We start from the raw sequence: 15,354 nt of genomic DNA on the forward strand, positions 1-15,354 counted from the left end.
ACTACTGACCACTGACAAATTCCCAATTTTACCTTCCAGCAACCAATGCCGGCATCAATACCTGATCAATTTCGTGGATCACGCCGTTATCAGCGATCATGTCGGCTTTGAGGACATTAGCATCATTGACTTTAATTACACCATCAGTAGACGCGATCGCCACAACTGATCCTTCAAGCGTCTCTGCTTCTTCAATTTGTACTAAGTCGTCAGACCTAACATCACCAAAAGCAACATGATACATCAATATCTTCTTCAGCTTGGGGATGTCTTGCAGTAGCGAATCTAAAGTTTCCTTTGGTAGTCGTCCAAAGGCTTCGTCAGTGGGTGCAAATATTGTCAAAGAATCTGGACTTTTCAGAGTTTCTTCCAGTTTTGCAGCTTTAACAGCTTTTAGTAGCGTGTTGAAATTTCCTGCGTTGACAGCAGTTTCCACAAGATTAGCCATGAGGTTAGGTTAATTTATTAACTTACGGTTACAACACACTTATAAAGTGATGAAAAGCCATCAGCCTCTATCAAGAGAGAGGTTACTAATCATTGTCTACACAGCACCAGACTGATCTGTACTGCTAAACTGGGAATGACCCAAAAAAGAATGAAGGTTAAAAAATTAAGATTGAAGTAAAAAGAATCTCATGGGATACAAATTCCCTGGTTCGCCGTCAGGTTAACTTCATACTTCATATTTCACACTTCATTTTTTTGATGACCCTAATAACCACTGAATATGTTAAAGCGTTCTAAGTTCGAGACAACCCAGTCTCAAATCATGCATCGTGCTGAAGATTTGATTAGTGCTGCTTCAAATCGCTACCGCATTACAGTTCAAGTGGCAAATCGCGCCAAGCGTCGGCGTTACGAAGACTTTGATAGTCCGGCGGAGGACGTGATGATGAAGCCAGTACTCAGGGCAATTATCGAGATGTCCGACGAACTGACTCAGCCAGAAATTATCGGCGAAGTGTAAAAACAGTGCCGAGTTGAAAGTGCTAGTAAAAATATACTTGCGTGGCACTTTCAACTCACAATATTCGCTATATGAAAAACAAAAAATTTCAGTCAATTCTCCAACGTATCCAGAGTTGCAACTTAAGCACTCATCAAAAAATCCCACAACTAAAAATAAAAAAGATTTCTTCCCCGACTCCCGACTCCCGACTCCCGACTCCTTTTTTTATTGGCTTGATAGTGTTAATTGACACCGTGTGTAACTTTCTCTCAAACCTAACCCCCAACCCCTTCCCTACAAGGGAAGGGGAGCAGGGATCAAAGCCTCTCTCCTTGCAGGGGAGAGGTTTGGAGAGGGGTTTCAAAAATAAGTTGTACATTGCGTTAATTGTGCTTTTTTTAGCTTCATTTGTGGGTAACTTCACGCCAACTAATTTACTCAGCATCCAACCTGCCATAGCTCAAAGGATAAGCCCTGGGGAGATTTGGCAACAAGTGTATCAGCAATTACCTGACTTGCCAAAGGAAAATCAATATATCAATAAAGAAACTGGGAAAGTTGCTGAAAACAACACTTTGGCAAGTCGCCTGATTCGTTATCACATTTATGTCAAAGAGCGTGCCCCCAATTATCGCTTAGATTGGAAGTTGACTTTGGCTGATTATTTGGGTGCAAATGAAATTATGTATGACAGCACCTATCCAGGTAGCGAGTCATTGCGGGAAAACCCTCTAGATGGCGATCGCAGCGCGATCGCACGTCTCACCCGTTCTCAGAGAAACGCCCTCGTACAAGTTTTAACCAATATCTTTAATGGCAATTCCCAAAACACCAGTCCAAAATAAGTTATGAGTTATGAGTTATGAGTTATGAGTTATGAATTAAGGCGAGTTCGATGAACCTCTCCCCAACCCCTCTTTGACGCAAAAAGGGACTTAGAGATCTTCAAATATCAATGAAAAATCTAGCTTTTAAAGCCTTTCTGCTTATAGGGGAGAGGAATGGAAGCGGGGTTTTTCAATCCGTCTAACTCACGTTAAATTAATAACTCCTAACTCCTAACTCCTAATTCCTAACTATTTATGGAACGTTTAATTAAAAGCGGATCTGGTTGGCGTATTGGTTGGAACCCCAATGCAGCTAAATTTAAAGGTTTAGTTGGTACTGATGATTGGGCGGTTGAGTTGACAGAAGCCGAATTAAATGATTTTTGTCGGCTGTTGGCACAGCTAGCAGACACCATGAAGCAACTAAAAGAAGAGTTGATGGATGAGGAAAAAATTGCCTGTGAAGCCGAAAGCGATTTATTATGGATGGAGGTAGAAGGCTATCCTCATGAATACAGCCTGCACTTTATCCTGAATACAGGGCGATGTGCAGAGGGTAAATGGAATCCGGCTTCTGTACCGGGTCTGCTGCAAGCCACTGGAATGCTTAAAGTTTTTTAAATTCACCCCTTGATTTTCCCAGTGTTTTGCAATATTATAGTAATTCTGACCGGGGCGTAGCGCAGCTTGGTAGCGCGCCACTTTGGGGTAGTGGAGGTCGTGGGTTCGAATCCCGCCGCTCCGATTGATAGAAAACCTAACCTGCTATTCTTGATGAAAGACTAGTAGGTTTTTTAATAGCTCTGACTATTAGAGTCCTTATACATCAACAGTCTTTTGCAATTTGCATAACTGAGGTGTACTCATGCCCAGACGCAACAGCCGCCATCAAATAATTGCAACGGCTATGCTTGTGCTTGTCATATGCTTTACTCTGATAAGCGTGCATTCATTTGGGCAAACAATTATGACATCAGCACCCCAACTGCTGACAGACCCATTTTTGCAGCTACCAACTGAAACTTCGGTGCGAGTAGTATGGTTTACTGAGTTTGCTGGTACTAAACACCAAATCGCCTACGGAGAAAATTTACAGCAAACTTCCTACGCCAGCACTACTAAACTCAGTCGTACAAGGGAAGACCAGCAGTCAAGAGTCGCTAACCAAACTGAAAACGGACAAGTTTATCAACAACCTGTTCAACGTGATATTTGGCGACACGAAGGTGAAGTCACTGGTTTAACTCCTGGTGTACGAGTGAACTATCGCGTTACGAGTGTACGGGAAGATGGTGAAAGTGTTAGCAGCGATGTTTTCACCCTTGCACCTAACCCGAAACCAGGTACACCACTAAAAATTTTGCTGACTTCTGACCATCAACTCAAGCCAATGACAGCTGCAAATCTGCAAAAGGTGGTGCAGACAGTAGGACGAGTTGATGGTGTGTGGTTCGCTGGTGATTTGGTGAATGTGAGCGATCGCGCCTCAGAATGGTTTGATGATAATCGAGGTGGTGCCCTATTTCCCGGTTTACAAGGTCGCGCTAAATATGAAATAGAACACAATGGTGTAAAGACAACTTACAACGGCGGACAAATCATTCAGCACGCCCCAATGTTTACTTGCATAGGTAATCATGAAGTGATGGGAAGATTTGCCAGGAAAGGCAGTTTAAATGATGAATTTGATGATACCTTTCCCCGTGAATTTGCCCAACGATTATATAGTGGCAAATCTCTGAAAGATCATTCATTTAATACTAATACTTACGAAGAAATTTTTACTCTACCCCAAAGTCAAGAGGGTAGTAAAAGATATTATGCTGTCAGTTTTGGTGATGTGCGTTTAGTTGTATTGTATGCCACAAATATGTGGCGGACTCCCAAGTTAGATACCAAGTATACAGGTAGATATCAAGAAGCAGAAAAAGACTTCAATAATCCTGATAATTGGGGTTATGGACAGATTATTTATGAGGCAATTAATCAAGGCAGCACACAGTACAATTGGCTCAAGCAAGAACTCAACAGCCCTGAATTTAAACAAGCAAAATATAAAGTAGTAATGTTACATCACCCACCCCATACTCTGGGTGGTAATATTGTCCCCGCTTATACTAATCCAGTGCAGATCATTGAACGAAACGACATCGGGAATATCAAAGCCATACGTTACGAATATCCCAAAAATGCAGATTACCTGATTCGTGATGTTATGCCTTTATTAGAAGCCGCTGATGTGCAATTAGTTTTTTACGGACATTCTCACTTGTGGAACCGCTTTGTTAGCCCAAATCAAATGCATTTTCTAGAAACATCTAACGTTGGTAACAGTTACGGCGCGGCTTGGGGTAACGAAAAGCGAGAAGTACCCATTGGGTACAAAGAAGATTATGCTGCACTTGGCAATCCTAACGGGTTAAATCCAGTATTACCGACAATTGCACCTTTGCTTGGTGAAGATGGTAAACCACTACCTTATATTGCTAGTAATGATATTACAGTTTTCAGCATCTTTGATACTGGAACAGGTACAATTAGCAGCTATCGCTTTGATACCCGCAAGCCCGATGCAGATGTTGTAAAGTTTGATGAATTTCAGTTGAAATAATTGCCAACTTAGTGTTGTTGAAGAGCGATCGCAGTTTTTCCTTTAATTGTTCAGTTTGAGTAAATCACTTCACGCATGGGGTCAATCCAAAATCGGTTGACTCCACTTGCTTGTTGCATCAAGCTGTGCGATATTGCATATATAACAGTAACTCTATGGGGTTACCGGAGTTTATTTAAACTAGGGATTACGCCAAAAGGAGTAGAAAAAATGACGATGCCCAACGACAAGACGCTACGCACCTACGCACAGCAAAGTACAGCATCCTTAAGCCTTACTATTGAAGATTTTGAGAGGGTCAATCAAAGACTTTTGTGGCTGCCTGTGCAACTGATGACAGCAGTTGTAAAGCGAGTATGGTGGCATACAAAAGGGTATGGCACCATTTTGAGTATCATACTATTGACCTTGGTAAGTATGATTTTCTTAGTTATTCATTGGTCTGGGCGTAACTTGCTGCCAATTCTCAAGGATCAAATTGTTGGTAGTAACGAATGGGACATGAGGAGTAGCAAGTGAATCGAACAATGAAGTTACGAGTTGTCTCTTACTTGGCTCCCAATTGGTTCTGTTTATACGAAGCAGTTTTGGCTTATCTAAATCGTGTATTGGGGGTCAAAACTCAGTTGATCCAAGGTGAATGTGATCCACTAGAAGATCCCATCCTTATACAAGACCAACTAGACTTAGCATTTATCTGCGGTTTACCGCTAATTAGGTATTGCCAGATTGTGCTAGATCAATTGCAACCTTTGGTTGCGCCAGTCATGGAAGCACCACGCTATCAAAACAGTCCTGTTTACTTTACAGACGTAATTGTTAATGCTGCTAGTTATTTGTTCAGCTTTGATGATTTGGCGGGTAAAAGCTTCTGCTACAACGATCCTGGCTCTAACAGCGGCTACAATTTATTGCGGCATCGGTTGTTTCAAGGAGGAAACCCCAAACACTTTTTTGGCAAAGTGATACAATCTGGTTCTCACCAGCGTTCGATTCGCTTGGTAGTTGATGGGTTGGCTGACTGTGCAGGTATTGACAGCGTTGTTTTAGAGCAAGAATTACGCGACTACCCCGATTTATCTTGTCATTTGCGAGTGGTAGAGACGATTGGGCCATGTACCATGCCGCCTTTAGTAGCAGCCCAACATCTTGGTGCATCACTGATTCAGCAGATTCAAATAGCCTTACTACATCCAGATTCAGAACTACAAACTGCAATGGCACAAATGGGAGTGAAGCGTTTTGCCGCAGTAAATCTATCAGAGTATAAAGCGATCGCTAGCATCTACAATACTGTGATTAAAGCCGGATATGAGGCAATCTGCTAGCTGTATTAATATTACTTGATTTGATTGCAGCTTGGACAGTCATCAATAGCAAATTTGAAATTATTTATGTTTTGTGAAATTTATTTAACTAAAATCCTGAATCTAGGATAATTATTTTCTATACCTTAAGGAATAAATAATATTTACTCCATTAGAAAGAAGCAGTTGTATCTCTTACTTTCTAAAGTTAACCCAAGAAGCTTAAAATCAATCTCTGACATATAGACATAATATGTCAGATTCAGGACTCATAGTCATGTCTTCTAATACAACAGTAATATAAGTCACAAATTCTTAGAAGACTGATATTGTGGGCTTTGTCACCATTTTAATAAGAGTTTTACTTCCGCTGTGACATACCAGCTCAAATCGGAAAAAGTAAAAGTTAATGGTAAAAAATTCAATTTTTTGGTCATTTTTGCAATTTAAATTAATATTTACTGACTATCATTAATGCCCTTGATTTTCATATAGGAAAAGCACTATGACCACACAGGAGCAACTGCACCAATGGTATGAACTAGCACAACAGTTACGTGTAGATAGTATTCGCGCTACAACAGTTGCTGGTTCGGGTCATCCTACCTCGTCGATGTCCCCTGCGGATATCATGGCGGTGTTACTCTCGAACTATCTCCGCTACGACTTTAATGATCCACAAAATCCTAATAATGATCGCTTCATCCTCTCTAAAGGACACGCTGCACCACTACTGTATGCAATGTACAAGGCTGCGGGGGTAATCTCTGATGAAGAGTTGTTCTCGCTGCGTCAATTGGGCAGTCGTTTAGAAGGTCATCCCACGCCAGTTTTACCTTGGGTAGATGTGGCGACTGGCTCTTTAGGGCAAGGATTACCTATTGGTGTAGGGGTAGCTTTAGCAGGTAAATATTTAGATCAGCTACCTTATCATGTGTGGGTGTTGCTTGGTGATAGTGAAACATCTGAGGGGTCTGTGTGGGAAGCTTTTGATCATGCTTCACACTATACTTTAGATAATTTGATTGCAATTATTGATGTCAATCGATTAGGACAACGGGGTCAGACCGAACTCGGTTGGAACACACAAGTCTATGCAGCGCGTGCTAGGGCTTTTGGCTGGCAAGCCATTGAAATTGATGGTCACAACTTGATAGAAATTGATCAAGCATTTAGCGCAGCTTTAGCTGTTAATGACCGTCCCACGGTAATTATTGCTAGGACAAAAAAGGGTAAAGGCGTTGCTTCATTGGAAGACTTAGGTGGATGGCATGGCAAAGCGCTGAAAGCTGAACAAGAAAAACAAGCGATCGCAGAATTAGGTGGTGAACGCCAGATTAAAATAGAGGTCAGCAAACCCGAAGAACAAGGGCAACCCGTCTTTCTAGGAAATCCTCAACCACTGCAACTTCCCACCTATAATCAAGGTGCAAAGGTAGCAACACGTCGAGCCTATGGTGATGCTCTTACAGCTTTGGGTGCGGCTCAACCACATGTAGTTGCTCTTGATGCTGAAGTCAGCAATTCTACTTATGCTGAGGATTTTGCCGAAGCTTATCCTGAGCGTTACTTTGAGATGTATATTGCTGAACAGCAAATGATTGCAGCGGCGGTAGGTTTGCAAGTGCGACAATACAAACCTTTTGCTTCTAGCTTCGCCGCCTTCTTGTCTCGTGGTTATGATTTTGTACGCATGGCTGCCGTCTCTCGTGCCAACATTAAATTAGTTGGTTCCCATGCTGGAATATCCATAGGTCAAGATGGCCCCTCACAAATGGCACTGGAAGACCTAGCAGCCTTGCGGGCAGTGTGGAGTAGTACTGTACTGTATCCTAGCGATGCCAATCAAACTGCAAAACTAGTATCTCAGATGAGCGATCGCAATGGTATTGTTTATCTCCGCACCACCAGAGAAAGTACTCCTGTGATTTATGGCTCTGATGAAGAGTTTCCCATTGGTGGCAGTAGAATAGTCCAAAGTTCCGACCGAGATCAAGCCACTGTGATTGGTGCAGGTATTACCTTGCATGAAGCCCTCAAAGCTTATGACCGCTTGCGAAATGAAGATATCCTGGTACGTGTCATCGATGCATACTCCGTTAAACCCATTGATGTACAGACATTACATCAAGCAGCACGCGATACCAATGGTAATTTAGTAGTTGTAGAAGACCACTGGATAGAAGGCGGATTAGGTGCTGCTGTGTTAGATGCCTTTGCTGGTATTGGCAGTACTCCTACCTACAACGGCCCACGACTGCGGTTAATTAAGTTAGCAGTACAAGACATGCCAGGTTCCGGTACACCAGAAGAACTACTTCACGCTGCCAAAATTGATGCAGATGCCATTGTGGAAGCGGTGAAATCCCAAGTTAGACAGCCTGTAGGAGTATAAGCAGGGGTGCAGGGGGATGAGGTAGAAATTGTAGGGTGTGTTAACGCGACAGCGTAGCGCACCTTTTAGTTATATTGCTATATATTAATTACAAAATATTAATTACAAATTAGTATGAATTTACCAATAGAGAAAGCCACGTTTGGTGCTGGCTGTTTTTGGGGTGTGGAGGCAGCATTTCGTGAGGTAAAGGGAGTTGTATCGACCTCAGTTGGTTATATGGGGGGAGATTTTCCTAACCCGTCTTACCTCGATGTGTTAGCAAGGATAACAGGTCATGCTGAGGTAGTGCAGGTAGAGTATGATCCACAATATGTAAGTTATGAAGACTTGCTAGCGGTATTTTGGGATATACACGACCCCACAACACTGAACCGTCAAGGGCCAGACAGAGGAGAACAGTACAGGTCAGTAATCTTTTTTCACAATGCCCAGCAGGCAGAAGCAGCGAGGCGGTCAAAGGCAAAGCTTCAGATGTCAGGTAGATTTACTAAAGATATAGTTACACAAATTATGCCTGCTGGTGAATACTACTTGGCAACAGAAGAACATCAGCAGTATTTTGAGAAAAAAGAGCGAATGTCTTTATAATTCTTAACTTTCTTCGGAGAGGGACATGAATCATTTAATTAACGAACTCTTGAAAAATATAAAATCTGATGACGAGCATATACGCAGTAATGCAATTACTGACATTTCATTAATTCTAGAAATGAATTCTTGGCAGTTACCACTAGAAAAAAGGATGAGTAGATATAGAATACTCATTAAAGAGGAATTAATAAATATAAATTTAAGTCAGAGCGAAGAGGCAAAAATTGTAGAATTTATCCAAAAATAAATTACCAAATTTAATAAATCAACTTAGAGTTTATTATTTACAATTGGTCAAGCTTCCTCAAAGACAGGACTTGCACCACTACTAGATATTATTAAAAATTGTTCTGGTGAATTTAATGCCAATGAGTCCTATCAAGCTTTAATTTCTTTAGAAAGATTATTATTCTGGGATGACAATAGTATTAATGATTATAAATTATCTGATGACCAGAAAATAAACCTTATTTTTCAAAGTAATCCCATACCTTTTATAGAAAGTAAATTAGCATGGGCATTAAATAACGCTAATTCACAGCATTCATCCGGCTTGCATGATACTGCCAAACGGTTACTCGATGGTTTAAGCGAGTTACTAGAAAAACCAAATAAACTTAGTGATTAAGTAAAAACTAAGAAATGCTATTTTATGAAAGCGATACTTCTTGAATGCTGTCGATATTTGGTAAGGAGTTTTTAGAGATTTCTTCTTCAGTTGCTTGTGTGCGATCGCATCTTGTAGCAAACTGACAATATTCACAAACTTTGTGACCATCTCCAACTTGGGGAAATGGCTCATTTTCTTGATATCTTTCCAGCCAAATAGTTAACTGACTTAACAATTGATTAAGTTTTTTTGCTGTTTGCTGGTGCTGGTTAGTACTGTAATTAAACTTAATATTTTTTGGTTTGCCTTCAGACTGAACAAACCAGTAAGTCATAGAAATATTTTCTGGCAAGTATTCACTAGTCTCAGCTAACACATACATATAAAGACGCGTTTGCCAATTCTGTTCTAACTTGCGTTTAGTTGGCGGTTTAGGGTAAGTCTTCCAATCGAGAATTTGCGCTTGCTGGTTATCTGCAATCAATAAATCATAGACAACTGTAAGCAAATAGTTTTGAACTTGCAGGGTGCGGTAGTGTTCGCTTTCACGGAAAGTTTGCTTATCGTTTGCAGGTGTTAAAATTTCCGGTGCTGCATTGGCAAAACCTGCCATCCAGCTTTGCAGTTGAGTATCCGCTTCTAAAAAACCCTGAATAGGCAAACCCATTTCTCGCTGCTGCATCAGGAGATGAAAGCGACTACCCAAAGTTTGCCGTTCCTCATGTTCGGGATTTAAGGGAGAATTTAGTTGTTCTAAGTAGGTGTGTTGGAATTTACGCGGACAAGCTTCGAGTAAGTTCAGGTGTCCTTGAGAGAGTCGTAATAGTTGAGTTTGAGTTGAGAGCATTCTTCTATTTTAGAAGCGATCGCCAGAATGCAACGCCCTAAAACAGTATTAATTCGTAATTCGTAATTCGTAATTCGTAATTGTAGAGACGATTCGCCGAATCGTCTCTACTCAAATATGGTTTGGGTTTTGGGGCTGGAATGTGTTGCCGGATTTGAGAAAATTGGTATAAGGGTATGAAAATGTATCTGTGTAAAGTCAAGATTTTTCCTATACCCTTGCACCGCCCACTTATTAGTGGGACTTCTGGTATTCATTAATCAACAACTTTAACCAAGATAATTTTTTTCTTGGAGTTCTCTAGTAGGGGCGAGTTGATGAATATTGCTACTTGATAGTGCGAGGATATTTGTGAACCCGCCCCTAATTTTTGGGCTTAGACTTGTAAGAACCAAAGCTATAAGCCATAGCTATTTTTACAATGTCAAAATATGCTGGATGATTATCCTTGTTAACAATTGCTAAAGAGATTGAACCTGCAACTAAGATAGCTAAAATCGCGGACAGTCTTTCTGCCCCAGAATCGTTATCGTTGTTTGACATGATAGAAACTCCTATTATGAAGCCTTTGGCTAAGTGCAAGTTAGCCAAAGGCAATTTCAGCACTAACCTGGAATAGCACCTATCTATGTATTGATGAATAGATGAAAACTTAACCCCAAGACTCAATCATCATAGCGATCGCAAACAGGCAAAATAGAAAGACTGCTATCCTCAAAAACCATAACCATACACTTGCAGAGAGCAGTATGCCAACAAGCGAGACAGCACCAAAAACGTGAGATACAATCACAGCGATCGCAAAACCAAGCAGAATCAGCAGATAATACTTGAGTCCCTTACAAGTCCAATTGAAAAGCACATTCCGGTCATCTTTGAGACTATTTTTCATAATTTTTGTCCTGTTTTGAGAGTTGAATCTAGGGCGCAAGCGCACCCTCGACTACCCTAAAATTAGGAGCCAATACAACAGTGTTGCTCCTTTGTTAGTCAAGGCACGCAGCAGTCCTACCAAACCTGAGTCAAGTCTGAATGCCAAACAGTGTTAATGAAAAGTAAACCTTAAACTATTGCAAGGGTAATTTGGAAATCTGAATTAAGCCCTCAATATTCGTGATGACACAGAATGCACATGACGTGCATCAACTCCTAAAATACAATTCCTATCGACAACAGACTTTGAACAATCACCTTTTTCAGAATCGTCGGAATCAACGATTTCAGCCTTTATCTTTTATTCACTAAGTTTATCTGAGCTAACTGTAGAGTTACTAAGTTACTCAAATCAACTGTGTAAATTCACTATAAAGTAACTAAGTTACCTAAGTCAAGGTAAAAGTTCAGAAAATCAACCGAAAGTATTAGATGCTGATAGAGACTTGTATTTGAAGGTAGTGGGGGGATGAGGGAGATGAGGGGGATATTATGGGAAAATTTTTACTAATTAGTTTGTTTCCTATTCCCTATTCGCTATTCCCTACCCCGAAGGGGTTTGTTGATACACTTACTGAATTGGCACTATGGCAGATAGTTTTCTCACTATGTGAGGTAACATTGTGTGTGTAGTTTAATCTTGATGGAAGCATGAATGCGATTCCCCAAAACTTTCTTGTGGCTTTGGCTGAAGAGTGTGGCTTGTCTAGCAGTGAGCTAGAGGTGTTTTTACATGCCGTTGGGGGGAAAGCGCCAAATGCGATCGCTAATGAATTAGGTATCAGCGCTGAGGCAGTACGTAAGAGATTGAGTGAAGTTTACAAAAAATTTCAAGTTAGTGGCGCTGGCCCGGGTAAACTCACCAAGTTACAACAAGTGATCTCAAGTGCGTATCAAGCATCTTCACTAACTGTAGTCAGGTTGATTGACAAGCCCCAAGATTGGGGAGAAGCACCTACTATTGTTGGAGTCTTCTACGGAAGGATAGCAGAACTGTCACAACTCAAGCAGTGGATTATCAAAGATAACTGTCGCTTAATAGCCTTACTAGGCATGGGAGGTATCGGCAAAACGGCTTTATCTGTGAAACTAGCAGACGAGGTTCAGGATAATTTTGACTGTCTAATTTGGCGGACTCTCCGTAATGCTCCACCTATCCAAGAAATGTTAGCACTTTTGATTGGATTTTTAGCTGATGAGCGAGACATAGAATTGCCAGAAAGTGTACATGATAAAATCACGGTACTACTTAATTATTTCCGAAAGCGCCGTTGTCTTGTGATATTGGACAATGCAGAGACAATTTTACAAGGAGGTCATCACGCTGGATATTATCGAGAAGGATATGAGGATTATGGTCTACTATTCAAACGAGTAGGAGAAGAACCTCATCAAAGTTGCTTAGTGCTAACTTCTAGAGAAAAACCAAAAGAACTAGTACCTTTAGAAGGAGAAGCATCACCAGTCAGAACATTCTCACTACCTGGATTAAGGGAAACAGAAGGGCAAGAAATTCTCAAAGATAAAGGCTTATTTGGTTTACAGACAAACTGGGCACAACTGGTTGAGAAATATTCTGGTAATCCTTTGGCATTAAAGATAGTTTCTGAAGCAATTCGGGAATTATTTGGAGGTGATATTGCTGCCTTTTTAGATGCGGGAGAAATCATTTTTGGCGACACTCGTAATTTATTAGAACAGCAGTTTGAGCGCACTTCAGCGCTCGAAAAAGAAATTATTTACTGGTTGGCAATCAAGCGTGAATTAGTTTCCCTAGAAGAATTATTAAATGATATTGTGCTGCCCTTGCCTAAAAGGCAATTACTGGAAGCACTGGAATCTTTACGCAGGCGATCGCTAATTGAAAAAAGTGCTGCCCTATTCACTCTGCAACCTGTGGTCATGGAGTATATCACAGACCGATTAATTGAACAGGTTTGTCAAGAAATTAGTACAGGTAAAATTGCACTATTCATGAGTCATGCTCTCATCAAAGCCACTGCTAAAGACTATGTGAAAGATACTCAAATTCGTCTCATCTTGAAACCAATTATAGAAAGATTACTAAATATTTATATAAATACCAACAAAATTACAGCCAGCCTGACTGCAATCTTAGAAAATTTGCGTGATAAATCTAATATCAAACCAGGATATGCCGGAGGTAATACTCTCAATTTACTGACTCAAATAGAAACTGATTTAAAAGACTATGATTTCTCTTACTTAGCTGTTTGGCAAGCTTACTTACAAGGCGTGAATCTACATCATGTCAATTTTGCTTATTCTGACTTATCTAAATCAGTTTTTACTAAAACATTAGGGCCTATTTTGTCAGTGGCATTGAGCCAAGACGGAAAACTCTGTGCTACTGGTGATGGCAACAATCAAATTAATTTATTTCAAGTTGCTGATGGACAACCACTTTTCTCTTATGGCGGGCACACTAAATGGATCAGGTCAGTTGCCTTTAGTCCTGATAGCAAAATATTAGCAAGCGGCAGTGATGACCAAACCATAAAGTTGTGGAATGTTGACACTGGTCAGTGTCTCAAAACCTTGCAGGAACATAACAGTCGGGTCAGGTCAGTTACTTTTAGTCCCGATGGCAAACTGTTAGCAAGCAGCAGTGATGACCAAACCATAAAGTTGTGGAATGTTGACACTGGTGAATGTCTTAAAACTTTGCAGGAACATACCAGTTGGGTATGGTCAGTGGCATTCAGTCCTGAAGGTACAACCTTGGTTAGCGGTAGTGACGACCAAACAATCAAGTTATGGAATATCACTGATGGTAAATGTTTCAAAACCTTGCGAGAGCATATTTATTCGGTATGGTCAGTTACTTTTAGTCCAGATGGCAAACTTCTGGCCAGTGGTAGTGAAGACAAAACAGTAAAGTTATGGGATGTCCATACTGGTGAATGCCTGAAGACATTACACGGTCATATTAATTGGGTTTGGTCAGTCGCCTTTAGTCCCGATGGAAAAATTTTGGCAACTGGTAGCGAAGACCAAACAGTAAAGTTGTGGAATATTAATGATGGTAATTGCTTGAAAACATTGCACGGTCATACTAATTGGGTACGGTCAGTTGTCTTCAGTCGGGATGGAAAACTTTTAGCCAGTGGTAGCGAAGATCAAACAGTGAAGTTATGGAATGTCACTGATGGTAATTGCCTCTTAACTTTGCAAGGACACACCAGTTGGGTGAGGTCGGTTGCTTTTAGTCCAGATGGTAAGACTTTGGCAAGTACTAGTGAGGAAAAAACAGTAAAGTTATGGGATGTTCACACTGGTAAGTGGTTCTTAACCTTGCAAGGACATACAAGTTGGGTGAGGTCAGTTGCCTTTAGTCCAGATGGTAGAACTTTAGCGAGTGGCAGTGAAGATAAAACTGTAAAGTTATGGAATGTTACTGACGGTAATTGCCTCTTAACTTTGCAGGGACACACCAGTTGGGTGCAGTCAGTTGCTTTCAGTCCCAATGGTCGTACTGTAGCAAGTAGCAGTGACGACCAAACAGCGAAATTATGGGATAAAAAAACGGGTAAGTGTTTAAAGACTTTTAAGGGTCATACCAATCGAGTGCAGGCGATCGCTTTTAGCCCTGATGGTAAATTGTTAGTAAGTGGCAGCGAAGACCAAACATTGAAGTTATGGGATGTCCATACCAGTCAGTGCTTGAAAACTTTTTCAGGACATACAAGTTGGGTGAGGTCAGTTGCTTTCAGTCCTGACAGCAAGTTGTTAGCCAGTGGCAGTGAAGACCAAACAGTAAAATTGTGGAATATTCATACTAGTGAATGCCTGTTAACCTTACAAGAACACACCAGTTGGGTGAGGTCAGTTGCTTTCAGTCCTGATGGCAAGTTGCTAGCCAGTGGCAGTGACGATCAAACAGTAAGGTTATGGAATCTTAATACTGGTGAATGTCTCAATGTTCTGTTGGGACATAGCGATTGGGTATGGTCAGTTGTGTTCAGTCCAGATGGTCGTACCTTAGCAAGCGGTAGCCAAGATGAAACAATTAAGCTTTGGGATGTCAACACAAGCCAGTGTGTTTTGACGATGAAAGCTGAGAAACCCTACGAAGGAATGAACATTACCGGAGTTACAGGGTTAACAGCAGCACAGAAAGCTACCTTGAAAACTTTAGGCGCAGTGGAGGATTACTCGTTTACCACCTGAAGATTAGCGTTTGAGGAGATGGGGAGATGGGGAGATGGGGGATGGGGAGAAAAATTACAGCGGTAGTCTGATAGCGGGAAGAAAGTA

The 15,354-nt window shown here is 41.0% G+C and carries 14 protein-coding genes and 1 tRNA gene; 11 read left to right on the forward strand and 4 right to left on the reverse strand.

Annotated elements, in window-relative coordinates; translation table 11 throughout:
- Window positions 1-28 precede the first annotated feature (28 nt).
- Window positions 29-448 carry a fasciclin domain-containing protein gene (locus I8748_RS29435; protein WP_198128032.1) on the reverse strand — a complete coding sequence of 140 codons (420 nt, stop codon included), beginning with the start codon at window positions 446-448 and terminating at the stop codon, window positions 29-31.
- Between the two features lie 282 nt (window positions 449-730).
- On the opposite strand from I8748_RS29435, the gene I8748_RS29440 reads away from it, so the two are divergent.
- The 10 genes from I8748_RS29440 to I8748_RS29485 all read left to right on the forward strand — a co-directional run bounded on the left by I8748_RS29440 (window position 731) and on the right by I8748_RS29485 (window position 8,933).
- Window positions 731-970 carry a DNA-directed RNA polymerase subunit omega gene (locus I8748_RS29440; RefSeq protein ID WP_198128033.1) on the forward strand — a complete coding sequence of 80 codons (240 nt, stop codon included), beginning with the start codon at window positions 731-733 and terminating at the stop codon, window positions 968-970.
- Window positions 971-1,338: 368 nt separating this feature from the next.
- Window positions 1,339-1,797 (forward strand): hypothetical protein, encoded by a 459-nt coding sequence (locus tag I8748_RS29445; protein WP_404800376.1) that lies wholly within the window; start codon window positions 1,339-1,341, stop codon window positions 1,795-1,797.
- A gap of 237 nt (window positions 1,798-2,034) precedes the next feature.
- Entirely contained in the window at window positions 2,035-2,400 is a 366-nt protein-coding gene (locus I8748_RS29450) for a DUF1818 family protein (protein ID WP_198128034.1), read from the forward strand.
- 50 nt (window positions 2,401-2,450) lie between these two features.
- Window positions 2,451-2,524, forward strand: a tRNA-Pro gene (locus I8748_RS29455).
- Between the two features lie 222 nt (window positions 2,525-2,746).
- Window positions 2,747-4,390, forward strand: a complete 1,644-nt coding sequence (locus I8748_RS29460) for a purple acid phosphatase family protein (RefSeq protein WP_198128035.1) — start codon at window positions 2,747-2,749, stop codon at window positions 4,388-4,390.
- Window positions 4,391-4,600: 210 nt separating this feature from the next.
- Window positions 4,601-4,909, forward strand: coding sequence for a hypothetical protein (locus I8748_RS29465; protein ID WP_198128036.1), 309 nt, complete (start codon window positions 4,601-4,603; stop codon window positions 4,907-4,909).
- Window positions 4,906-5,718: a phosphate/phosphite/phosphonate ABC transporter substrate-binding protein gene (locus I8748_RS29470; RefSeq protein ID WP_318781297.1), complete on the forward strand. Its 813-nt coding sequence runs from the start codon at window positions 4,906-4,908 to the stop codon at window positions 5,716-5,718. The genes I8748_RS29465 and I8748_RS29470 overlap by 4 nt, the downstream gene beginning before the upstream one ends.
- Window positions 5,719-6,202: 484 nt before the next feature.
- Window positions 6,203-8,092, forward strand: a complete 1,890-nt coding sequence (locus I8748_RS29475) for a transketolase (protein ID WP_198128037.1) — start codon at window positions 6,203-6,205, stop codon at window positions 8,090-8,092.
- Between the two features lie 114 nt (window positions 8,093-8,206).
- On the forward strand, window positions 8,207-8,683 hold the full coding sequence (msrA, locus tag I8748_RS29480) for a peptide-methionine (S)-S-oxide reductase MsrA (RefSeq protein ID WP_198128038.1): 477 nt from the start codon (window positions 8,207-8,209) through the stop codon (window positions 8,681-8,683).
- Between the two features lie 25 nt (window positions 8,684-8,708).
- Window positions 8,709-8,933: a hypothetical protein gene (locus I8748_RS29485; RefSeq protein ID WP_198128039.1), complete on the forward strand. Its 225-nt coding sequence runs from the start codon at window positions 8,709-8,711 to the stop codon at window positions 8,931-8,933.
- A 403-nt stretch (window positions 8,934-9,336) separates the two neighbouring features.
- On the opposite strand, the gene I8748_RS29490 is transcribed toward I8748_RS29485, so the two are convergent.
- The 3 genes from I8748_RS29490 to I8748_RS29500 form a co-directional block, all read right to left on the reverse strand.
- On the reverse strand, window positions 9,337-10,143 hold the full coding sequence (locus I8748_RS29490) for a PD-(D/E)XK nuclease family protein (RefSeq protein ID WP_198128040.1): 807 nt from the start codon (window positions 10,141-10,143) through the stop codon (window positions 9,337-9,339).
- Window positions 10,144-10,506: 363 nt separating this feature from the next.
- Window positions 10,507-10,686 (reverse strand): hypothetical protein, encoded by a 180-nt coding sequence (locus I8748_RS29495; protein ID WP_198128041.1) that lies wholly within the window; start codon window positions 10,684-10,686, stop codon window positions 10,507-10,509.
- 109 nt (window positions 10,687-10,795) lie between these two features.
- Window positions 10,796-11,035, reverse strand: coding sequence for a hypothetical protein (locus I8748_RS29500; RefSeq protein WP_198128042.1), 240 nt, complete (start codon window positions 11,033-11,035; stop codon window positions 10,796-10,798).
- 692 nt (window positions 11,036-11,727) lie between these two features.
- On the opposite strand from I8748_RS29500, the gene I8748_RS29505 reads away from it, so the two are divergent.
- The gene (locus I8748_RS29505; RefSeq protein WP_198128043.1) at window positions 11,728-15,267 is read left to right on the forward strand and encodes a WD40 domain-containing protein; all 3,540 of its coding nucleotides are present in this window, start codon (window positions 11,728-11,730) and stop codon (window positions 15,265-15,267) included.
- Window positions 15,268-15,354: the final 87 nt, after the last annotated feature.

Source organism: Amazonocrinis nigriterrae CENA67 (assembly GCF_016056305.1).
GTDB classification, from domain to species: Bacteria; Cyanobacteriota; Cyanobacteriia; order Cyanobacteriales; family Nostocaceae; genus Amazonocrinis; species Amazonocrinis nigriterrae.